This is a genomic window from Streptomyces sp. NPDC058701 (assembly GCF_042715295.1).
Classification (GTDB): domain Bacteria; phylum Actinomycetota; class Actinomycetes; order Streptomycetales; family Streptomycetaceae; genus Streptomyces.
In genome coordinates, this window is record NZ_JBHXSY010000009.1 from 1 (window position 1) to 22,322 (window position 22,322).

The 22,322-nt window shown below is 73.2% G+C and carries 17 protein-coding genes; 3 read left to right on the plus strand and 14 right to left on the minus strand.

Translation table 11 applies throughout. From position 1 onward, the window contains the following. From ACFWW8_RS12085 to ACFWW8_RS12120, 8 genes are all read right to left on the minus strand, one after another. Positions 1–187 (minus strand): flavodoxin-dependent (E)-4-hydroxy-3-methylbut-2-enyl-diphosphate synthase (locus ACFWW8_RS12085; protein WP_386527072.1); only part of this gene is annotated, 187 nt, incomplete at its 3' end. Between the two features lie 175 nt (positions 188–362). After that, entirely contained in the window at positions 363–1,664 is a 1,302-nt protein-coding gene (locus ACFWW8_RS12090) for a M50 family metallopeptidase (RefSeq protein ID WP_386527074.1), read from the minus strand. Further along, a complete protein-coding gene (dxr, locus tag ACFWW8_RS12095; RefSeq protein ID WP_386527077.1) occupies positions 1,661–2,914 on the minus strand; it encodes a 1-deoxy-D-xylulose-5-phosphate reductoisomerase in 1,254 nt (417 codons plus the stop codon). The genes ACFWW8_RS12090 and dxr overlap by 4 nt, the downstream gene beginning before the upstream one ends. Before the next feature lie 21 nt (positions 2,915–2,935). Then, complete coding sequence (locus ACFWW8_RS12100) at positions 2,936–4,249, minus strand: hypothetical protein (protein WP_386527080.1); 1,314 nt, start codon at positions 4,247–4,249, stop codon at positions 2,936–2,938. 58 nt (positions 4,250–4,307) lie between these two features. After that, complete coding sequence (locus ACFWW8_RS12105; protein WP_386527083.1) at positions 4,308–6,326, minus strand: acyl-CoA dehydrogenase family protein; 2,019 nt, start codon at positions 6,324–6,326, stop codon at positions 4,308–4,310. Between the two features lie 154 nt (positions 6,327–6,480). Continuing rightward, on the minus strand, positions 6,481–7,926 hold the full coding sequence (locus ACFWW8_RS12110; protein WP_386527085.1) for an aldehyde dehydrogenase family protein: 1,446 nt from the start codon (positions 7,924–7,926) through the stop codon (positions 6,481–6,483). Positions 7,927–8,113: 187 nt separating this feature from the next. Beyond that, positions 8,114–9,694, minus strand: coding sequence for a PucR family transcriptional regulator (locus ACFWW8_RS12115; protein ID WP_386527087.1), 1,581 nt, complete (start codon positions 9,692–9,694; stop codon positions 8,114–8,116). Between the two features lie 204 nt (positions 9,695–9,898). Then, complete coding sequence (locus ACFWW8_RS12120) at positions 9,899–11,998, minus strand: ATP-binding protein (protein WP_386527090.1); 2,100 nt, start codon at positions 11,996–11,998, stop codon at positions 9,899–9,901. A 242-nt stretch (positions 11,999–12,240) separates the two neighbouring features. Between ACFWW8_RS12120 and gabT the strand changes: the two genes are divergently transcribed. The 3 genes from gabT (at position 12,241) to ACFWW8_RS12135 (ending at position 15,117) form a co-directional block, all read left to right on the plus strand. Next, on the plus strand, positions 12,241–13,575 hold the full coding sequence (gene gabT / locus ACFWW8_RS12125; RefSeq protein WP_267717535.1) for a 4-aminobutyrate--2-oxoglutarate transaminase: 1,335 nt from the start codon (positions 12,241–12,243) through the stop codon (positions 13,573–13,575). Positions 13,576–13,708: 133 nt separating this feature from the next. Continuing rightward, a complete protein-coding gene (locus ACFWW8_RS12130; RefSeq protein ID WP_386527094.1) occupies positions 13,709–14,494 on the plus strand; it encodes a phosphatase PAP2 family protein in 786 nt (261 codons plus the stop codon). Between the two features lie 71 nt (positions 14,495–14,565). Next, positions 14,566–15,117: a hypothetical protein gene (locus tag ACFWW8_RS12135; RefSeq protein ID WP_386527095.1), complete on the plus strand. Its 552-nt coding sequence runs from the start codon at positions 14,566–14,568 to the stop codon at positions 15,115–15,117. On the opposite strand, the gene ACFWW8_RS12140 is transcribed toward ACFWW8_RS12135, so the two are convergent. The 6 genes from ACFWW8_RS12140 to ACFWW8_RS12165 all read right to left on the minus strand — a co-directional run bounded on the left by ACFWW8_RS12140 (position 15,114) and on the right by ACFWW8_RS12165 (position 22,189). Next, positions 15,114–16,910 (minus strand): chitinase, encoded by a 1,797-nt coding sequence (locus ACFWW8_RS12140; RefSeq protein WP_386527556.1) that lies wholly within the window; start codon positions 16,908–16,910, stop codon positions 15,114–15,116. The genes ACFWW8_RS12135 and ACFWW8_RS12140 overlap by 4 nt on opposite strands. A 100-nt stretch (positions 16,911–17,010) precedes the next feature. Continuing rightward, a complete protein-coding gene (locus ACFWW8_RS12145; protein ID WP_386527097.1) occupies positions 17,011–17,661 on the minus strand; it encodes a hypothetical protein in 651 nt (216 codons plus the stop codon). 204 nt (positions 17,662–17,865) lie between these two features. Further along, positions 17,866–19,284 (minus strand): NAD(P)/FAD-dependent oxidoreductase, encoded by a 1,419-nt coding sequence (locus ACFWW8_RS12150; RefSeq protein WP_386527100.1) that lies wholly within the window; start codon positions 19,282–19,284, stop codon positions 17,866–17,868. A 24-nt stretch (positions 19,285–19,308) separates the two neighbouring features. Continuing rightward, a complete protein-coding gene (locus tag ACFWW8_RS12155; RefSeq protein ID WP_267717541.1) occupies positions 19,309–20,115 on the minus strand; it encodes an ABC transporter permease in 807 nt (268 codons plus the stop codon). Further along, a complete protein-coding gene (locus ACFWW8_RS12160) occupies positions 20,115–21,044 on the minus strand; it encodes an ABC transporter permease (RefSeq protein ID WP_386527103.1) in 930 nt (309 codons plus the stop codon). Before ACFWW8_RS12160 ends, ACFWW8_RS12155 begins: the two co-directional genes overlap by 1 nt. Next, positions 21,041–22,189 (minus strand): ABC transporter ATP-binding protein, encoded by a 1,149-nt coding sequence (locus tag ACFWW8_RS12165; protein WP_386527105.1) that lies wholly within the window; start codon positions 22,187–22,189, stop codon positions 21,041–21,043. The genes ACFWW8_RS12160 and ACFWW8_RS12165 overlap by 4 nt, the downstream gene beginning before the upstream one ends. Positions 22,190–22,322 lie beyond the last annotated feature (133 nt).

The window sequence follows — 22,322 nt, forward strand, 5'->3', positions numbered from 1 at the left end:
CGGCGGTGAGCTCGGCGATCTGCTGGAGCGTGGCGCCGATGTCGGACGTGCGGGTGGTGGTCATCGACTGCACCGAGATCTGTGCGTCGCCTCCGACGGCCACGGAACCGACCTGGATCTTGCGGCTGACCCTGCGGTCGGCAAGCTTCGTCGGCACGGCCGGCATTCCGAGAGAGATGGCAGTCATCTGCTGTGCAACCCCAAGGTGTGGATCAAGGTCCCGAGATCGGCGGGCTCCAGGCTTCGAGATTACGCCAATCAGCGCGCCGCCCCCGCATCCGAGGGGGTGTGCCACCCGAACGTAGGGAGCCGGGCACGATGTGTGCCCGGCTCCGCACGGCGTGGTGTAGACCGCAGCGCCGTCAGGTGATCTTGATCGGGTTGACCACGTCGGCGACCATCACCAGCAGGGTGAAGCAGATGAAGACGCCGGCGACGACGTACGCGACCGGCATCAGCTTGGCCACGTCGAACGGGCCCGGGTCGGGGCGCTTGAACAGCCGGGCCAGACCGCGCCGCAGCGACTCCCACAGGGCTCCGGCGATGTGCCCGCCGTCGAGCGGGAGCAGCGGCAGCATGTTGAAGAGGAACAGCGACAGGTTGAAGCCGGCCAGCAGGTTGAGGAAGATCACCAGGATGTGCGTGGCGGGCAGGTCGAGGTTGAAGATCTCCCCGCTGACCCGTGCGGCTCCGACGACGCCCATCGGGCTGTCCTGCGCACGGTCGGCGCCGTTGAAGGCCGCGTTCCACAGGTCCGGGACCTTGGCGGGCAGCTGGACCAGCGAGGCGACGCCGGCCTGCATCATCTCGCCCATGCGGTCGGCGGACTGGCCGAGGGTCTGGGGGACGTAGCCGGAGGCGGGGGCGAAGCCGAGGAAGCCCGCGGTGACGTACTCGTCCTTGACGTACTTGCCGCTGCCGTCGGTCTTGGCGACCTTGTTCTCGATCAGGTCCGCCTTCAGGTCGATCCGCTGCCCGGCCCGCACGACGGTGATCGTGGCGGGTCCGACGGTGGCGCGGATGTCCTTCTGGAGGGCGGCCCAGTCGTCGGCCCGGCGGCCGTTGAAGGCGACGATCTTGTCACCGGCCTGGAGTCCGGCGGCCTTGGCGGGGGCGGCCGGGTCGCCGGCGGCGCACTTGTCGCGCTTCTCGCTCTGCTGGATGACGCAGTCGGAGACCGAGGCGACCGAGGTGGTCTGGGTGTTCACCCCGAAGGTCATGAGCGTGGTGAGGAAGATCGCCACGGCCAGGATCAGGTTCATGAACGGGCCGGCGAACATCACGATGACGCGCTTCCACGGCTTGCGCGTGTAGAAGAGCCGCTTCTCGTCGCCGGGCTGGAGCTCCTCGTAGGCCGCCGAGCGGGCGTCCTCGATCATCGACCGGAACGGCGAGGTCGAGCGGGCGGTGACCTTGCCGTCCTCGCCGGGCGGGAACATCCCGATCATGCGGATGTAGCCGCCCATCGGGATGGCCTTGATCCCGTACTCGGTCTCGCCCCGGTGGCGCGACCACACGGTCGGGCCGAAGCCGACCATGTACTGCGGCACCCGGATGCCGAAGATCTTGGCCGTGGACAGGTGCCCCAGCTCGTGCCACGCGATGGAGACCAGCAGCCCGACCGCGAAGATCACGATCCCGAGCACCGTCATCAGAACCGTCATGCGCTCGCCTCCACGGCGGCCCGCGCCGCCATCTCCCGTGCCCGGGCCCTGGCCCAGGTCTCCGCCTCGAGGACGTCCTGGACCGTCAGGGAGGTTCCCGACTCCGGCGTCCCGTGCTCATCGACCACGGCAGAGACGGTATCCATGATTGCTGTGAACGGCAGCCGACCGGCCAGGAACGCCTCGACGCACTCCTCGTTGGCCGCGTTGAACACGGCCGGGGCCGTCCCGCCGAGCGCGCCCACGTGCCGGGCCAGGCCGACCGAGGGGAAGGCCTCGGTGTCCAGGGGGAAGAACTCCCAGGTGGACGCCTTGGTCCAGTCGAAGGCGGGGGCGGCGTCCGGCACGCGCTGGGGCCAGCCGAGGCCGATCGCGATGGGTCCGCGCATGTCCGGCGGGGTGGCCTGGGCGAGCGTGGAGCCGTCCGTGAACTCCACCATCGAGTGGACGTAGGACTGCGGATGGACCACGACCTCGATCCGCTCGAAGGGGATGTCGTAGAGCAGGTGGGCCTCGATGACCTCCAGCCCCTTGTTCACCAGCGTCGCCGAGTTGATGGTGATCACCGGGCCCATGGCCCAGGTCGGGTGGGCGAGGGCGTCCTGGACCGTGACCCCCGCGAGCTCCTCGCGCGTACGGCCGCGGAAGGGCCCGCCGGAGGCGGTGACCACGAGCTTGCGCACGTCGGCCCGGGTGCCGGCGGCGAGCGCCTGGAACAGCGCCGCGTGCTCGGAGTCGACCGGGATGATCTGGCCGGGCTTCGCGAGGGCCTTGACCAGCGGGCCGCCGACGATCAGCGACTCCTTGTTGGCGAGGGCCAGGGTCCGCCCCGCCCGGAGCGCGGCGAGCGTGGGCGCGAGGCCGATGGAACCGGTGATGCCGTTGAGGACGGTGTGGCACGCGGAGGCGGCGAGTCCGGTCGCGGCGTCGGGGCCGGCCAGGATCTCGGGCAGCGGCTCGGACGGGCCGTACTGGGCGCTCAGCGCCTCTTTCAGCGCCGGGACGGCGTCCTCGCGCGCGACGGCCACCGCCTCGACCCGCAGCAGCCGGGCCTGCTCGGCCAGCAGCCCCACCCGTCCGCCGGCGGCGGAGAGGGCGGTGACCCGGAACCGGTCCGGGTTGCGCAGGGCCAGGTCGATGGCCTGGGTGCCGATCGACCCGGTGGAGCCGAGGATGACGATGTCCCGGCGGCCGGCCGCGGGGTCGAAGAGGAGGTGCGGATCGGCGAGGGGGGCTGGACGGTCGCTCATGCCCCCCATTGTTGCCGCAACTCAGGGGCGCGTGGACACGGAGCCCCCGTCCGTGACGCGCAACAGGAGGTGCGGGAGCGTTCCGGCGAACTCGGGGAGCGCCCGGGCCACCGACCACCAGGCGCCGGGGTCCTCGCCGAGGGCGAGGGCGAACAGCCGGTCGGCTTCCGCCCGCGCGGTCAGCACCGGTCCGGGCGGGTCGTGCCGGTCGGGGGTGTCCGTCTCCCCCAGCCAGTGGTCCTCGTCCAGGGCCCAGCAGGCGGGGAGCTTGTGCCGGACGACGTCCGCGCCGTCGAGCAGCCCGCGCGCCAGGCAGTCCCGTACCCAGCGGATGTCCTCCGCGACGGTCTCCATCGGCACGGCGAGGCTCGCCAGGGCCAGTTCGCGCTCCACGCCGCCCCGCGGAACGGGCTCGGCCCTCGGGGCCAGCGAGCGGACCGCCGCTTCGAGCCCGGCGGGCCCCGGGCCGTCCGCCGGTTCGGGCAGCGCTCCGTCGGCCAGGCCCGCGACGAGTTCCGGCAGGGACAGCGGGGCGGTCCGGGCGTGCCGGAGCAGTTCGGCCCAGAGCCGGGGATCGGCGCCGAGGGGGCGCAGGGCCCGGGCGACGGCGGTGCGCAAGCCGGTCCGCTCGGGGAGGTTCCAGCGCAGGCCCCGGAGCCCGGGTCCGGCCGGGTCCGCGAGGAGCAGGGTGCGGTGCGCGGGGGCGACGTGGGCGACGAGCTCCTCGAAGGTCAGCAGCCCCATCCGGACGGCCCGCACGGCCGGGCGGTGCCAGGAGGGCCCGTACGCCTCCTGCGCGCCGGTGCCGATCAGCGCCCCGGCGGTCTGCGGCGGCAGTCCGCCGACCAGCAGCAGGGCCTCGACGGCGCCGGGCGGCAACGGCGTGCGGGCGTGCTCGCGCAGGAGGGTTCCGGGGTCGAGCGGGGCGTGGGGCATCCGCAGCAGGGTCAGCGGCACCCGGGGCCGGCGGCCGTGGCGGCGCAGCAGTCCGAGCAGCTCGTCGGCGCCGAACGGGCCCGGGCCGACCTCCGCCAGCAGCTCGGGCGACGGCCCGGGGCGGGCCGCGTACCGCGCGGGGCCGGGCAGGCCGGGCAGCGGCCTGCCGACGACGCGGGGATTGCGGGCGATGTAGTGCCGGTCCTGGTCGGTGCCGTGGCGCAGCAGCAGCGTCACGGCCGCGGCGGGCAGCCATTCGTCGCGGGTGAGGTACTTGCGGGCCGGCCCGTCGAGCCGGTCCAGGAGACCGGCGGCGACGTGGTCCGGTGCGTGGCGCAGGACGAGCGCCACGCACCGGGCCAGGCGCCGGCCGGCGCGGTCTTCCATGGCCGTCGACATCGCCGCCGCCTCGTGCTCGTACCCGTACGTCCATCCGACTGGCTTCGATGATCGCAGGTCAGCGCAGGGGACGGTGCACGTTCTCCTTCTGCGAGGGGCCGGGGGTGGCGTCGGCGATCCAGGGGCCGTCGCCGGACGGGTCCAGGACGCCCTCCTCCAGCCAGGTGTACGTGCCGGAGAGGACGCCCGCGACGACCTTGCGATCGAGGTCGTCGGTGTTGGCCCAGAGGCGGCCGAAGATCTCCTCGACGCGCAGCCGGGACTGGTGGCAGAAGGCGTCGGCGAGCTGGTAGGCCTCACGGCCGTGTTCTCCGGTGGCGCGCAGGTGCTCGGCGCGGACGCAGGCCGCGCTCATCGCGAAGAGTTCGGCGCCGATGTCGACGATGCGGCCGAGGAACCCCTGCTTGGTCTCCATCCGGCCCTGCCAGCGGGACATGGCGTAGAAGGTGGAGCGGGCGAGTTTGCGCGCGCTGCGCTCGACGTAACGCAGGTGGGTGGCGAGGTCGGGGTGGCCGGCGGGGTGGAAGGCGCGGTAGGTGCCGGGGACCTGGCCGGCGCCGGTCGCGAGCTTCGGCAGCCAGCGGGCGTAGAACCCGGCGGCGCGGGCGCCCGCCTTCGCCTTGTCGCCGAGGTCCTTCTCGGGGTCGATGAGGTCGCCGGCGACCGACAGGTGGGCGTCGACGGCCTCGCGGGCGATCAGCAGGTGCATGATCTCCGTCGAGCCCTCGAAGATCCGGTTGATGCGCAGGTCGCGGAGCATCTGCTCGGCGGGGACGGCGCGTTCGCCGCGCGCGGCGAGGGAGTCGGCGGTCTCGAAGCCGCGGCCGCCGCGGATCTGGACCAGCTCGTCCGCCATCAGGCAGGCCATCTCGGAGCCGTACAGCTTGGCGAGGGCCGCCTCGATGCGGATGTCGTTGCGGTTCTCGTCGGCCATCTGGGAGGCGAGGTCGACGACGGCTTCGAGGGCGAAGGTGGTGGCGGCGATGAAGGAGATCTTGGCGCCGACGGCCTCGTGCCGCGCGACGGGCCGCCCCCACTGCTCGCGGACGCCGGACCACTCCCGGGCGATCTTCAGGCACCACTTCCCGGCGCCGACGCACAGGGCGGGCAAGGAGAGCCGGCCGGTGTTCAGGGTGGTCAGCGCGATCTTCAGGCCGGCGCCCTCGGCGCCGATGCGCTGGTCGGCGGGGACCCGGACCCGGTGGAGGCGGGTGACGCCGTTCTCCAGGCCGCGCAGGCCCATGAAGGCGTTGCGGTGCTCGACGGTGACGCCCGGGGAGTCGGCCTCGACCACGAAGGCGGTGATGCCGCCGCGGTGGCCCTCGGACACCGGGACGCGGGCCATCACGACGAGGAGGTCCGCGACGACGCCGTTGGTGGTCCACAGCTTCACGCCGTCGAGGACGTACGCGTCGTCCCCGTCCGGCACCGCCGTGGTGGCCAGACGCGCCGGGTCGGATCCGACGTCGGGCTCGGTGAGGAGGAAGGCGCTGATGGCGGTGGTGGCGCAGCGCGGCAGATAGCGGTCCTTCTGCTCCTGCGTGCCGAACATCTTCAGCGGCTGGGGCACGCCGATGGACTGGTGCGCGGAGAGCAGGGCCCCGATGGCCGGGCTGACCGAGCCGACGAGCGCGAGCGCCTTGTTGTAGTAGACCTGGGTGAGACCGAGGCCGCCGTACTCGGTGCCGATCTTCATGCCGAGGGCGCCGAGCTCCTTGAGGCCGCGCACGGTCTCGTCGGGGATCTTCGCCTCGCGTTCGATGCGGGCGGCGAGTCCGTCGGCGAGCGCCGTCTCGCAGAACTCCCGCAGCCGCGCCAGGAAGGCCTCGCCGCGCCGGACGTCCTCGTCGGCGGGGAGCGGGTGGGGGTGGATCAGGTCGAGCCGGAAGCGTCCGAGGAAGAGCTCCTTGGCGAAGCTGGGCTTGCGCCAGTGCTGTTCGCGGGCCGCTTCCGCGACCCGCCGTGCCTCGTGCTCGGTGACCTTGGGCCGCCCGCCGGGGGGCGTGCCCGGGGCCGGGCCCGGACCTGCGCCCGGTTCTGCGCCCGGTTGTGTGCTGCTGGGTGGTGTTGCGGACATGAGGGGACTCACCTCGCCGCCGGAGTCGGGGTGGCCGGGTCGTGCCGGCCGGTGCTGTCAGTGAGTCGTACCCCGTGTGGGCGCGGGGGAAAAGGGAGACGGCCGGAGCCCCCGCACAGTGGGCTCCGGCCGTCGGCTCTTTGGCCGTACGGGATCAGATGTCGAGGCCGGTCAGGACCAGGACTCGCTCGTACGTGTAGTCGTCCATCGCGTAGCGCACGCCCTCGCGGCCCACACCGGACTGCTTGACGCCGCCGTACGGCATCTGGTCGGCGCGGTAGGACGGCGCGTCGCCGATGATCACGCCGCCGACCTCCAGCTCGCGGTGGGCGCGGAAGGCGACCTGGACGTCGCGGGTGAAGACGCCGGCCTGCAGGCCGAACTTCGAGTCGTTGACGGCGGCGAAGGCCTCGTCGGTGTTCTCGACCTTCCGCAGGGTCAGGACCGGTCCGAAGACCTCCTCGGTGGCCAGCTTGACGCCGGCCGGGACGTCCGCGAGGACGGTCGGCTCGTACGAGGCGCCGTCGCGCTTGCCGCCGGCGAGCAGCTTCGCCCCGGCGGACACGGCCTCGTCGACCCAGGCCTCGACGCGCTTGGCGGCGTCCTCGGAGACGAGGGGGCCGACGTCGGTGGCCGAGTCGGACGGGTCACCGGTGACCTGCGCCCGGACCGCGGCGACGACCTTGTCGACGAGGCGGTCGTAGACGGAGGCGTCGGCGATCACGCGCTGTACGGAAATGCAGGACTGGCCGGCCTGGTAGTTCGAGAAGGTCGCGATGCGGGTCGCGGCCCAGTCGAGGTCGGCCTCGGAGGCCCAGTCGGCGAGGACCACGGCCGCGGCGTTGCCGCCGAGCTCCAGGGTGCAGTGCTTGTGGGGCACCGACTGCTGGATGGCGTAGCCGACGGTGTCGGAGCCGGTGAAGGAGATGACGGGCAGGCGCTCGTCCTTCACCAGGGCCGGCATCTTGTCGTTGGCGACCGGCAGGACCGACCAGGAACCGGCCGGGAGGTCGGTCTCGGCGAGCAGCTCGCCCAGGATCAGCCCGGAGAGCGGGGTGGCCGGGGCGGGCTTGAGGATGATCGGCGCGCCGACGGCGATGGCCGGGGCCACCTTGTGGGCGCACAGGTTCAGCGGGAAGTTGAACGGCGCGATGCCGAGGACCGGACCCTTGACGAAGCGGCGGGTCAGGGCGAGGCGGCCGACGCCGCCGGCGTCGGTGTCGAGGCGCTGGGCGTCTCCGCCATTGAAACGGCGGGCCTCTTCGGCGGCGAAGCGGAACACGGACACCGCACGGCCGACCTCACCGCGGGCCCACTTGACGGGCTTGCCGTTCTCGGCGGAGATCAGCTGGGCGATCTCCTCGGTCCGCTCGGTGAGCCGCCGGGACACGTGGTCCAGGGCGGCGGCCCGTACGTGGGCGGGCGTCGCGGAGAACTCCGCCGTCACGGCGTACGCCGCGGCCACGGCCTCTTCGACCTGCGCGTCGGTGGGCACGCTGACGGTACCGACGAGGCGGCCGTCCCACGGGGAGTGGACGTCGAAGCTGTCCTCGCCGGAGGCCAGGCGGCCGGCGAGCCAGAAGGCGTGGGTGGAAGTCATGCGAATCCCGGCCCTTCGGAGTGTGCGGTGGGGTCCTGTCCCCACCACCGTAGGACGCCGCCGGGGATTCGGCGTTTAGCCGGGGTGGAGCGCCGTGGCGTCCGGGTACGCCGCTTTGTCACTGTCCGGGCGGCGGCCGGGCCTCTACCGGGGCGGGGAACGGTTCGGCCGGAGGGGCCGGGCCCCGTCAGGCCGGGGCGGACGAGGCCTTGAGGGCCAGCCACAGCTCCATGCGCACGTCCGGGTCGTCGAGCGACCGGCCGAGGATCTCCTCCACCCGCTTCATCCGGTACCGCAGGGTGTGCCGGTGCACGCCGAGGTCGGCGGCGGCCGCGTCCCACTGGCCGTGCCGGGACAGCCAGGCCCGGAGCGAGGCCACCAGGTCGCCGCGACCCGTGGCGTCGTGCTCCCGCAGCGCGCGCAGGGTGCCGTCCGCGAAGGCCCGTACGGCGTCGTCCGCGAGCAGGGGCAGCACCGAACCGGCCGCCATCTCCTCGTGCTCCACCAGTGGCCGGCCGCGCCGCCGGGCCACGGCGAGGGCCTGGTCGGCCTGGGTGAGAGCGGCCGCGACGCCCCCGGGTCCGGCCGGCGCGGACAGGCCCACCACCAGCTCGTCCGGCTCCGGTCCGGTGGCGTCGCGGCCGCGCCGCGCCTCCAGGTTCTCCGCGTGGCCGAGGCACGCCTGTACGGCGGACCCCCCGTCGGCGGCCAGGACCACCAGCCGGCCCGGCTCCGGCACCACCAGCAGCGCCTCTCCCGTACGGGCGGCCGCCGACTCCACCGCGTCGGCCAGCAGCGCGAGCCCCTCCGGCTGGGCGGTGCCGGGCAGCGCCGGTTCGGCCGCGATCAGCCGGAACGGCGCGTCCAGCAGGGCCCCGTACAGGTCCCCGGCCACGGACCGGGCGTGCTCGGCCTCGCCGGCCAGCAGCATCCGCAGGACGGCGGCGCCGAGCCGGGACTCGGCGTCGTGCAGGGAGCGCGACCGCTCGGTGGTGAGGGTGAGCAGCGCGACGGCGGAGTGGACGGCGTACCGCTCGGCGGTGCCGAGCGGGGCCCCGGTGCCGACGGCGAGGGCGCCCCGGGCCCGCCGGCCCGTGCCGAGCGACTGGAGCTCGACCCGGTCCTCGGAGCCGCCGACGACGGCGCTGGCCGGCGCGGGGCGCTCGCGCAGCCGTTCCACGTCGGGGGTGAGCCGGGCGGCGCGGCGGGCCGCCCAGTCGGGTGCGGCGGCGACCACCGCACCCGAGGTGTCGTACAGCGCGGCCCAGCCGTGCACGTGCGCGGCCAGCCGCGCCAGCAGCTCGGCGGGCCCGTCGGCGGAGAGCGCGGCGCGGGTGAGCTCCCGCTGGGCCTCGAAGCCGGCGGTCACCGCCCGGTACTGGTCGGCGGCGAGGGCGGCGGAGACAGCCTTGCTGATGGCGAGGAACGGGGTCCGCCGGGGCACCTCCAGCAGCGGCATGTCCTCGGCCGACGCAGCCTCGACCAGGGCTTCGGGGACGGCGTCGTAGTTGACGCCGACGGCGAAGCCGATGCCGACGACCCCGGCCGCGCAGAGGCGGCGTACGTAGCGGCCCATCTCCTGCGGGTCCTCCGCGTCCAGCTTCATCGCGGTGGTCAGGAGCAGTTCCCCGCCCTCCATGTAGGGGACGGGGTCGGCGAGCTCGCTGACGTGGGCCCAGCGCACCGGGGTGTCGAGGCGGCCCTCCCCCGCCCGGACGCTGAGCTTGAGCGCCGAGTGCTGGACGAGCGAGGCGAGGGTGAGCGGCATCGGTTACCAGGGTCCTTGGCGGAGGGGGGCGGACGGCTGCGGCGGGGACCGGCGGGAGCGGGCGGCCGATGCCGATTTCGCCGAGTCGTACGAACGGCTCCCCTCGATTCTGCCACCTCGTACGGTTCCGGCCGCACGGGCCGCGTCCGGCGCCGCCCGGCATCATCCGGCGCCGCCCAACATCGTCCGGCGCCGCCCGGCGCCTCAGGTCGTGTCCGCCAGCCGGACCAGCAGCGGGGCCGCCCGCTCGCCGCGCACGGAGGTCAGCGACAGCACCGCGTGCCCCGGCGGTACGGCGTGCGCCAGGTCGGAGGCGGACCAGCGCTCCCGCTCCACCTGGCGCACGGTCACGGCGTCCGTGGTGACGGCCTTGCCGGTGACGAGCTTGCGGAAGGCGTGGAGGGCGCGCGTGAGGGGCTGGTCGGCGAAGACCGTGCGGTGGGTGACGTCGCGCGCCTCCACCCATTCGGTGCCCCAGGCCTCGGCGAAGCACTTGCCGTCCCAGGTGGTGACCCCGGAGAAGGCCATCCGGCAGCCGACCGCGCCGAGCAGCGGCGTGCGCAGCCCTTCCGGTACGTCGTCCAGCGTCCGCAGGGTCAGCAGCACCCCGGCGTGGGCCGAGCGCAGCCGCTGTACGCCGCGCACGGTCTCCGGGGTCAGGGTGTGCGAGGCGTCGTCGAAGGCGAGGAACGCGAAGAGGGAGCGGTCGGTACGGGCGGCCACGGCCGCGTTGAACTGGGCGAGCAGCAGCCGGGCCAGCATCCGCGAGGCGTCGGCGTGGGCGCGCTCGGGCAGGTCGACGCGGACCCGGATGGGGTGCTCCAGGGCGCGCAGCGAGAACGGCCGTCCGGCGCCGGTGGTGTCGAAGAAGCCGGCGAAGGCGGGCCGGTCCAGCAGGGCGACCCGGTCGGCGAGCACCGGACCGGGGTCGCCGGGCGCCCCGTGCTGGCGGCGGCGGGCGTCGAGTTCGCGGAGCATCGACGTCCGTCCGGTCTCCTCCAGGCCGCGCCGCAGCACGTCGACGCTCTCCGGCACCTGGTCGAGCAGTTCCCGCAGCTCCGGCACGGCGGGGAAGCGGCCGTGCAGGGCGCGGAACGGCCCGAGGAGCTGGGCCAGCGCGGTGGCGGCGCGGCGGACCTCCAGCCCGGGGACGTCGCCGACGAAGGCTTCGGCCAGCAGGGTGGCCGCCTCGTCGGGGTCGCCGGTGCCGCCGTAGAGGTCGAGGTCGTAGACGGAGGCGGGGTCGCCGACGCGGACGACGACGTCGTACGCCGCGTCGGGCCCGAGCTGCGCCCCGGTCGCGCCGACGGCGACGACGGCGGCCTGGCCGGCGAGCGCCTGGAGCGCGAGGGACTCGACGACGGGCCGCACCAGGCGGCCCGTCTTCCCGCTGCCGGAGGGCCCGACGGCGAGGACGGAGGTGCCGAGGACGTCGGGGTCGAGGGCGAGGGCGGTGCCGCGGCGCGCGTACGGGTTGCGCACGCCGTCCTCGACCGTCCCGAGCAGCACCTGACGGGCGAGCAGGTCGTGCCGGGCGGCCCGTACGGGCAGGTCCCGCGCCCCGGAAGGGTGCACGCAGGCCCCGGCGCCCTTGTCGCGCACGGCGTCGGCGAAGGCCCGCAGCCGGGAGGGGTCGACGCGCACGGAGTCCCAGGCCCGGCGGATGCGCGCGTAGTCCACGTCGTTCATCCGCCCGGCCCCCACCTCCCCCTCCAGCCGATCGGCCACATCCCCGAGCCCGGCCTCCCGCACCCCCGACCACCGAACGGGATCGTCGTCCGCTCCCGCCTCGATGCGGGGCGGCAGCGCCGGTCGGGCGGCCCGCGCGGCGCGGCTCCCGAACACCCGGCGGCCCAGTTCGGGCCAGCGGCCGAGGCGGCCGAAGCCGAAGAGCAGGGCTCCGGCGACGAGGGCGTACCAGACGTACGAGGCGACGACGGAGGCGTTGCCTCCGGCCCAGGAGTCCGGGGTGAACATGTACAGCGGCCACAGCCAGAACCCGCCGAGGTAGCCGTTCCACAGCAGCGACCACAGCAGCAGTCCCGCAAGGAGGGCGATCAGCGCTCCGCTGACCAGCTGCCGGGTCGGGGTCACCTCCGGCTCCTCGGCGGCGCGCGGCACGTGGCCGTACGCCCACACGCCGGGCCCGTCGGAGCTCCGCGGGGTGCGGAGCCAGGTCGTCAGGGTGGGGTCGGCGGCGGGGGACGGGGCGTGGCGGGGTTTCGGGGGGGCCGGGGGTGTGGCGGGTCTGGGGAGGCGGCCCGTGTGGGTGGTGCGTGCGTCGTGCGTGCCGTCGGTGTCCATGAACCCCTGCCCCCTGCCAGTGCCCTGCGCTGCGCTGCGGCGCTCAATCTAGTGCCCCGCCCGCCCCCGGGGCTCGTACCGCGCAATGATCCGGACGGCCCGGCCCCGACCACTCCTATGGCCGTCACGGACAACGACTCGCACCCACCACTCCCGATCGGCGCATGCCTTCACCCCTCCGCCGGGCCTAGCCTGCGGACAAAGACACACGTGCGTCCGAAAACACCCCCAGGAGCCCCCCTATGACCGCTGTCCCGCAGGAGCGCCGCATCGTCACCGCGATCCCCGGCCCCAAGTCGCAGGAGCTGCAGGCCCGCCGTCTGTCGACGGTCGCCGGCGGCGTGGGCTCCGTGCTCCCCGTCTTCACGGCCCGCGCGGGCGGCGGCATCATCGAGGACGTCGACGGCAACCGCCTGATCGACTTCGGCTCCGGCATCGCCGTGACCTCGGTCGGCGCCTCCGCCGAGGCCGTCGTGCGCCGCGCCTCCGCGCAGCTCGCCGACTTCACCCACACCTGCTTCATGGTCACCCCGTACGAGGGCTACGTGGAGGTCTGCGAGGCCCTCGCCGAGCTCACCCCGGGTGACCACGCCAAGAAGTCGGCCCTGTTCAACTCCGGCGCCGAGGCCGTCGAGAACGCCGTCAAGATCGCCCGTTCGTACACCAAGCGCCAGGCCGTCGTCGTCTTCGACCACGGCTACCACGGCCGCACGAACCTCACGATGGCCCTGACGTCGAAGAACATGCCGTACAAGCAGGGCTTCGGCCCGTTCGCCCCCGAGGTCTACCGCGTCCCGGTCGCCTACGGCTACCGCTGGCCCACCGGCGCCGAGAACTGCGGCCCCGAGGCCGCCGCCCAGGCGATCGACCAGATCTCCAAGCAGATCGGCGCCGACAACGTCGCCGCGATCATCATCGAGCCGGTCCTCGGTGAGGGCGGCTTCATCGAGCCGGCCAAGGGCTTCCTGCCGGCGCTGGTGAAGTTCGCCAACGACAACGGCATCGTCTTCGTCGCCGACGAGATCCAGTCCGGCTTCTGCCGCACCGGCCAGTGGTTCGCGTGCGAGGACGAGGGCATCGTCCCCGACCTGATCACCACCGCCAAGGGCATCGCGGGCGGCCTGCCGCTCGCCGCCGTGACCGGCCGCGCCGAGATGATGGACTCCGTCCACGGCGGCGGCCTGGGCGGTACGTACGGCGGCAACCCGGTGGCGTGCGCCGGTGCGCTCGGTTCCATCGAGACCATGAAGGAGCTCGACCTCAACGCCGCGGCGAAGAAGATCGAGTCCCTCATGAAGACCCGCCTGACGGCCATGCAGGAGAAGTACGACATCATCGGCGACATCCGCGGCCGCGGCGCCATGATCGCGATCGAGCTCGTCAAGGACCCGGTCTCCAAGACCCCGTTCCCGGAGGCGGCCGGCGCGCTCGCCAAGGCGTGCCACGCCGAGGGCGTGCTCGTCCTCACCTGCGGCACGTACGGCAACGTGCTCCGCTTCCTGCCGCCGATCGTCATCGGCGAGGACCTGCTGAACGAGGGCCTGGACATCATCGAGGCCGCGTTCGCGGGCATCTGATCGAACGGTCGAACGCTCCGATCGAGCGCTACCGGCGGTAACGGGCGGACGCTGTGAAGAAGGTGTGGGGGGCCGATGGCGGGAGCGCGTTCCTGCTGTCGGGCCCCCTTCCTCTGCCGTACGGTTTCTGCAGATGAGTGAGACACCCCGCTCCCGGGAAACCGGGGGCGAGACCGGTACCGGGCTTCCCCAGCGCCGTACTGGGCCTGCGTTCGCGCACACTCCTCACCGATCGGACAGCCGCTCGCCCCAAACCCCCCGGGGCGTGCGGCAACCCGGTCCGGGCGGCCGTCCCGGAACCATCCCCCCTGTTCCGGGACGGCCGGCCACCCTCCTCCCCGCCGCGCTCTGCGGTCTCCTCTTCGCCCTCGCCACCTGGCAGGTACTGGTCGCGGGCCCGCTGCTGGGGCCGGACCACGCGCTGAGCCGCGCCCTGGTGCGCACGGTCCCGGACTCCGTCACCGAACGCCTCTCGGACCTCGGCAACGTCCCCGTCGCCGTTCCCGTCCTCGCCCTGGCCATGGCGTACGCCGCCTGGCGCGGGCGGCGCCGCGCCGCCCTCACGGCCGGCCTGGCGATGGCCCTCGTACCGGCGCTGGTCGTGCCGCTCAAGCTGTGGACCGCCCGGCCGGGCCCCCTGGAGCCCTGGGCCGCCGGGTACTACCCCTCGGGGCACACCGCGACCGCGTTCGTCGCGTACGCCGGGGCCGCCCTGCTCGTACGCCCGTACACCCGCCGCCCGTGGCCGGCTGCCGCGGCCCTGCTGCTCACGGGCGCGACCGCCGCCGGGCTGGTCCTGCGCGGCTGGCACTGGCCGCTGGACGTCGTGGCGAGCCTCCTGCTGTGCACACCGCTGCTCCTGACGGTCCGCCGGGCCGTCGCGCCCGGACCGGCCCGCGGCCGGGCCCGGGAGGACTAGGGCGTGCGCGGCGCGGATTCCGTGCCGCGAACCCGGAGTTGCGCGGCGCGGGATCTGGTTGCATGGGCCCCGTGAACGCCATACTCACGAGCGTCATCGCGGTCCTCGGCACCCTGCTGGGCTCCACGGTGACGCACGTCTTCCAGCAGCGGTCCGCGCGGCGCACGGAGCGCACCGCCCTCGACGCGCAGCTGCGCCGGGAGCGGCTCGACGCCTACGGCACGTACGCGGGGCTGCTCGTCGACTTCCGCCAGGCTTCGCTGCACCACTGGTTCTGCGTGCACGAGGGCCGCGACGCCGAGGACGAGGCCGCCCTGCGCAAGCGGTCGTTCGAGCTGCGTTCCGGTGCGCAGCACGCCCTGTTCCAGCTCCAGCTGATCGCCGACGAGCCCGAACTGACGACCGCCGCCGTCGAGGCCTTCGCCGCCGTCGGCGCGGTCAACCGGGCGCGGGACCGCGCCGACCTCGACGCCCGCCGGGACGTGACCCGGGAGCTGATCGACGGCTTCGTCGACACGGCCCGCCGCTGCGTCAGGGCGGCTCCCGGTGCGGGCGGGAACGCGGTCGGCCGCGTCCCCGCACGGTCCGTACCGGAGGCACGCCCTGCGGCGGAGACGCCCTAGCCGCCGAAGTACGCGTCGAAGTTCCGGCTGAACTCCCAGCCGCCGAAGCGGTCCCAGTTGATCGACCAGGTCATCAGGCCGCGCAGGGCGGGCCAGGTGCCGTGGGTCTGGTAGCCGCCGCAGTTCACTTTCCGCGTCAGGCAGTCCAGCGCCTTGTTCACCTCGGCGGGCGAGGTGTGGCCGTTGCCCGCGTTCGTCGTCGCGGGGAGGCCGATGGCCACCTGCTCCGGGCGCAGCGCGGGGAAGACGCGGGCGGTGTTGCCCGCGACCGGGAAGCCGGTGAGGAGCATGTCGGTCATGGCGATGTGGAAGTCCGCGCCGCCCATGGAGTGGTACTGGTTGTCGAGGCCCATGATCGAGCCGGAGTTGTAGTCCTGGACGTGGAGCAGGGTCAGGTCGTCGCGCAGGGCGTGGATGACCGGGAGGTAGGCGCCGGCGCGCGGGTCCTGTCCGCCCCAGGGGCCGGAGCCGTAGTACTGGTAGCCGAGCTGGACGAAGAAGGTCTCGGGCGCCATGGTCAGGACGAAGTCCGGGCCGTACCGGGCCTTGAGGGTCTTGACGGCGGAGATCAGGTTGACGATGACGGGGGTGGTCGGGGCGCGGAAGTCGCTGTCCCCCGTCGCCAGGGAGAGGGAGTGGCCCTCGAAGTCGATGTCGAGGCCGTTCAGCCCGTACTCGTCGATGATCTTGCCGACGGAGGTGACGAAGGCGTCGCGGGCGGCGGTGGTGGCGAGCTGGACCTGGCCGTTCTGGCCGCCGATGGAGATCAGGACCTTCTTGCCGGCGGCCTGCTTGGCCTTGATGGCCGCCTTGAACTCGGCCGGCGACTCGACGTTCGGGCATTCGGCGACCGGGCAGAGCTGGAAGCGGATGTCCCCGGAGGTCACGGACGTCGGCTCGCCGAAGGCGAGGTTGATGACGTCCCAGGAGGCGGGGACGTCGGCCATGCGGACGTAGCCGGAGCCGTTGGCGAAGCTGGAGTGCAGATAGCCGACCAGGGCGTGCGCGGGCAGCCCGGGGTTGCCCGGGTTGCCGCCGCCGCCCGTCGTGGTCGCCGAGACGGGGGCGCTCTTCGCGGACTCGCCCGCCGCGTTCACGGCGCCGATCCGGAAGGTGTAGGTGGTGGACGCGGCGAGGCCGGTCACCACGGCCGAGGCGGCGGTGACGGTCAGGGGGGCGGCGCCGTCCCGGTACACCTTGTACGAGGTGGCTCCGGCGGCCGCCGCCCAGGAGAGGGACACGGCGTCGGAGGAGGTCGCGGACGCCGTGAGGCCGGTGGGGGCGGCCGGGGGGCGGGGCTCTTCGGGGCCGGGGCCGCCGGGGTCGGGGCCGACCACCGTGACGTCGTCGGTGAGGTGGGCCGGCTGGCCGTACCAGCCGTGGGTGTAGACCGTCACGGAGGTCGTCGACGGGCCGGTGCGGAAGGTCGTCGCCAGCTGCTTCCACGCCCCCGCGCTCTGGGTCCAGGTGGACACGTCGGTGGTACCGGTCCCGGTCGCGCCGAGGTAGACGTACGCGCCCTGCACCCAGGCGCCGAGCGTGTACGTGGAGTCCGGCTTGACGGTGACGGTCTGGGCGCAGCGGGCGTGGTCCTGGCCCGCCGGAGTGGCCTTGAGGGCGGAACTCCCTCCGTGCACGGGGGTGGTGACGGCGGTTCCGCTGCCGCCGGAGCAGCTCCAGCCGTCGAGGCCGGACTCGAAGCCGCCGTTGCGGACGAGGTCGGCGTCCGCCGCCGCGGCCGGCGGGCCCGCGGCGAGGAAGCCGGCCACCGCCAGGGCGGCGGCCGTAAAGATGGACGTGGTTCTGCGCACAACTGCCTCCGGGGCATGGGGGGATGGAGGGGGTCAGCGGCGCCCAAGATGGTCCAGACCAATGCCCTTGTCAATGCCCCCGTCACCTTTTGGGCCCGGCCTTCTCCTCGGCGGCGGCCCGGGCGACGGCCGAGGCGGCCGCCCGGTCGGGCCTCCCGGACCCGGCGAAGCCTGTCCCGGCGGACCTGACGGGCCCCGCCGCGGCCGGCCCGGCGGCTCCCGCCGCCCCCGCGCCGCCCGCCCCCACCGCGCCCGTTCCGGCGCCGTGCGCGACGGTCGCGGCGGCCTCGTGCATCGCCAGCTCCAGCACGGCCGGGTCGGTGAGGGTCCCCCGCCCGTCCGGGAGCACCAGCCAGTGCACCCGGCCCGCAGCCCGGCCCGGGTACGGGACCACGATCCAGGTCCCGCGGCCGGCGCCCCGTACGCCGGTGCCGATCCAGCGGGACGCGGTACCCGGAGGCACGAAAAAGCCCAGCCGCGGCATCGGCGTACCGCTCCGCCGCGCGGCGCCGAAGTCGGCGAGCACCGGGCCGGGCCGCTCCACCAGGAGTCCGAGTACGTCGAGGGTGGACCGCCCGAGCTCCGCGGGCACGATCAGCACGTCCCAGCGCCGGCCGGCCGGCAGGAGGGCCGCCCCGAGGGGGTCGCGCTCCCACTCCCACCGGCAGGCCTCGGGATCCGGCGCCGCCGATACCAGCCATTCCACTGCCGTCTTGGCTCCCGGGATCGTCATCGCCCGGCCTCCGTTCCGTCCGGTGAAGGGTTCTCACCGGGAGAGAGCGGGGCCGGGCGCGGGTATGACGCGGGTTTCGTCACCCCGTGGTGGTGAAACGGGTCACACGGCGGGCGGCCGTGCGGGGCGGGACGCGCCGGGGCGCGCACGCCGCGATCAGCGGATCAACGGATCGGGTGACCGGCCGGTCGGCGGATCAGCGGATCAGCTGTCGAATCCGAGGCCGACCCGGTCCAGCGCCTTGAGCCACAGGTTCCGGTGGCCGCCGTTGCCGTCGGCGCGGGCCAGGGACCACTTCGTGAGGCTGATGCCGGTCCACGCGAAGGGCTCGGGCGGGAACGGCATCGGCTTGGAACGGACCATTTCCAGCTCCGTGCGCTCGGTCCGCTCCCCCGCCAGCAGGTCGAGCATCACGTCGGCGCCGAAGCGGGTGGCCCCGACGCCGAGCCCGGTGAATCCGGCGGCGTACGCGACCTTCCCCGCGTGCGCGGTGCCGAAGAAGGCGGAGAAGCGCGAGCAGGTGTCGATCGCCCCGCCCCACGCATGGCTGAATGTGACCCCCTCAAGCTGGGGGAAGCAGGTGAAGAAGTGCTCCGCGAGCGTGAGGTAGGTCTCCGGGCGGTGGTCGCGTTCCGCGTCGAGCCGGCCGCCGTAGGGGTAGATCGCGTCGTAGCCGCCCCACAGGATGCGGCGCTCGGGGGTGATCCGGAAGTAGTGGAACTGGTTGGCGCTGTCCCCCAGCCCCTGGCGGTTCTTCCAGCCGACCGAGTCGAGCTGGGCCTCGGTCAGCGGCTCGGTCATCAGGGCGTAGTCGTACACCGGGACGGTGAGCGGCCGGATGCGCTTGACCAGCGAGGGGAAGATGTTGGTGCCCAGCGCGACCCGGCGCGCGAAGACCCGCCCGTACGGGGTGCGCACGGCCATCCCGGCCCCGGACGCAGCCAGGTCCAGGCCGCGGGTGTGCTCGTGGATCCGCACCCCGAGATCGAGGCAGGCCTGCTTGAGGCCCCAGGCCAGCTTCGCCGGGTTCAGCATGGCGACGCCGTCACGGTCCCAGACGCCGCCGAGGAAGGTCGGCGAGTCGACCTCGGCGCGCAGGGCATCACGATCCAGCCACACGGAGTTCCCGGCGAGGCCGAGACGCTCCGCCTCCCCGTGCAGCTCGCGCAGTTCCTCGACCTGGTGCGGCTCGGTGGCCACGTCGATCTCGCCGCTGCGCTCGAAGTCGCAGTCGATGCCGTAACGGGCGACGGCCGCCTCGATCGCGTCGAGGTTGCGGGCGCCCAGCTCCTCCAGCTTCGCCAGCTCGGCGGGCCAGCGGGCCAGGCCGTTGGCCAGTCCGTGGGTGAGGGAGGCGGCGCAGAAGCCGCCGTTGCGGCCCGAGGCGGCCCAGCCCACCTCGTTGCCCTCGATCAGGACGACGTCCCGGGCGGGGTCGCGCTCCTTGGCGAGGAGCGCGGTCCACAGGCCGCTGTAGCCGCCGCCGACGACGAGCAGATCGCAGTGCTCGTCGCCGGTGAGGGCGGGCCGGGGGGCGGGCTTGCCGGGGTCGTCCAGCCAGTACGAGACCGGCCGTGCTTCGGAAAGGGATCGTGCAGCGGTGCGCATGGCGTCTGGGGCCATGTCTTCCAACTCCCTACGGGTGACTTACTTGGGCTGTGCCTTCTTGCGGCGGTTGCCGACCATCTGGCCGGCGAGGACCACCAGCACCGCGATGACGAACATCGCCGTGCCGATGACGTTGATCTGGACAGGCGTACCGCGCTGGGCCGATCCCCACACGAACATGGGGAAGGTGACGGTGTTGCCCGAGTTGAAGTTGGTGATGATGAAGTCGTCGAACGAGAGCGCGAAGGAGAGCAGCGCTCCCGCCGCGATGCCGGGCGCGGCGATCGGCAGGGTGACCCGTACGAAGGTCTGCACCGGCCCCGCGTAGAGGTCGCGGGCGGCTTCCTCCAGCCGGGGGTCCATCGACAGGACGCGTGCCTTGACGGCGGCGACGACGAAGCTGAGGCAGAACATGATGTGGGCGATGAGGATCGTCCAGAAGCCCAGCTGGATGCCCATGTTGAGGAAGAGCGCGAGCAGCGAGGCGGCCATCACGATCTCGGGCATGGCCATGGGCAGGAAGATCAGCGAGTTCACCGCGCCGCGCCCCCGGAACCGGTAGCGGACCATCGCGAAGGCTATGGCGGTGCCGAGCGCGGTGGCGGCCAGGGTGGCCCACAGGGCGATCTGGAGGGACAGCGAGAGCGAGCCGCACAGGTCGGCGACCCCGCAGGGGTCCTTCCAGGCGTCGAGGGAGAACTCCTGCCAGGCGTAGTTGAACCGTCCGGTGGGGTTGTTGAAGGAGAAGACGGTGACGACGACGTTCGGCAGGATCATGTAGGCGAGCGTGGCGAGGCCCGCGATGACGACCAGATTGCGCCGGAGCCACGTGATGGGAGTGCGCATCAGACCAGGTCCTCCGTCCCCGCTCGGCGGATGTAGATGGTGACCATGATCAGCACGATGGCCATGAGGATGAAGGACAGCGCGGCCGCCGTCGGGTAGTCGAGGATCCGCAGGTACTGCGACTGGATGACGTTGCCGATCATCCGGGTGTCCGTGGAGCCGAGGAGCTCGGCGTTGACGTAGTCGCCGCTCGCCGGGATGAAGGTCAGCAGGGTTCCGGAGACCACGCCCGGCATGGAGAGCGGGAAGGTCACCTTCCGGAAGACCGTGGCGGGACGGGCGTACAGGTCGCCGGCCGCCTCGTGGAGCCGGGTGTCGATGCGCTCCAGCGAGGAGTACAGCGGCAGGATCATGAACGGCAGGAAGTTGTACGTCAGACCGCAGACCACCGCGAGCGGCGTGGCCAGCACCCGGTCGCCCTGGGTCATGCCGAGCCAGCTGGTGACGTCGAGGAAGCCGATGTCGTTGAGGACGCCGACCACCGGGCCGCCGTCGGCGAGGATCGTCTTCCAGGCCAGGGTGCGGATCAGGAAGCTGGTGAAGAACGGGGCGATGACCAGCACCAGCAGCAGGTTGCGCCAGCGGCCCGCCTTGAAGGCGATCAGGTAGGCCAGCGGGTACCCGAGCATCAGGCACAGCACGGTGGCGGTGCCCGCGTAGAGCAGGGAGCGCAGGAACTGGGGGTAGTACTCGGTGAAGGCGTCCCAGTAGGTCTGGAAGTGCCAGGTGACCTGGAAGCCCTCTTCGAGGGAGCCGGTCTGCACTGAGGTGGAGGCCTGGTAGACCATCGGCAGCACGAAGAACACGAGCAGCCACAGGATGCCGGGGAGCAGCAGCCAGTACGGGATCAGGCGCTTGCGCAGCGAGGCCCGGTGCACCGGGGGCTCGGCTTCGGCGGGCGCCTGGGGCGGCGCCGCGGTGGCGGTCACGCGCCCTCCTCCACCGTCTCGATGCCCGCGTCGATGGCCTGGGCGGCGTCGAGTCCGAAGGTGTGCTCCGGGTTCCAGTGCAGGATCACCTCGGCGCCCGGGACGAGGCGGGCGTCCCGCTCGACGTTCTGCGCGTACACCTCCAGCCCGGGGCAGACGCGGCTGTCGATGACGTACTGGGTGGAGACGCCGATGAAGGAGGAGGCGGCTATGCGGCCGGGGACCTTGTTGCGGCCGGCCGCGATGGTGTGCTCCTCGTCGGCGTGGACCAGGGTGATCTTCTCCGGCCGCACCCCGACGAGCAGCTTGCCGCCGGCGGAGGGCGTGGTCGAACATCGGGCCGCGGGCAGCCGGAGCGTCGCGCCCGGGGCGCGGACCACGACCTCGGAGCCGGCGGATTCCACCGAGGCCTCGATGAGGTTGGAGGTGCCGAGGAAGTTCGCGACGAAGGTGGTGCCGGGGTTCTCGTACAGCTCGGCGGGGGCGCCCAGCTGCTCGACGCGGCCGCCGTTCATCACGGCGACCGTGTCGGCCATGGTCATGGCCTCCTCCTGGTCGTGCGTGACGTGCACGAAGGTGATGCCCACCTCGGTCTGGATGCGCTTGAGCTCCAGCTGCATCTGGCGGCGCAGCTTGAGGTCGAGGGCGCCCAGCGGCTCGTCGAGGAGGAGCACCTGGGGGTGGTTGATCAGGGCGCGGGCCACGGCGACGCGCTGCTGCTGGCCGCCGGAGAGCTGGTGCGGCTTGCGCTGGGCGAACTGGCCGAGTTGGACCAGCTCCAGCATGTCGTCGACCTGCTTCTTGACCGACTTGATGCCACGGCGGCGCAGCCCGAACGCGACGTTCTCGTAGATGTTCAGGTGCGGGAAGAGGGCGTAGCTCTGGAAGACCGTGTTGACCGGGCGCTTGTACGGCGGCAGGTCGGTGACCTCGCGGTCGCCGAGGTGGACCGTTCCGGTGGAGGGCTCCTCCAGGCCGGCGATCATGCGCAGGGTGGTGGTCTTCCCGCAGCCCGAGGCGCCGAGCAGGGCGAAGAAAGAGCCCTGGGGGATGGTGAGGTCCAGCGGGTGCACGGCGGTGAAGGTGCCGTAGTGCTTGCTGATCCCGGCGAGGCGGACGTCGCCGCCCGCGGTCTTGTCAGTCATGGGTGGATCCCGGGGTTGGGTGCGGAAGATGTCGGGGGCTCGGCGGAGCCGGCCGGGATGCGCCGCCCACCGGGCTCGTCCGGTGGGCGGCGCCCCGGTCCTCCGGGGCTCGCCGTCGGCGCCGGGCGCGGGT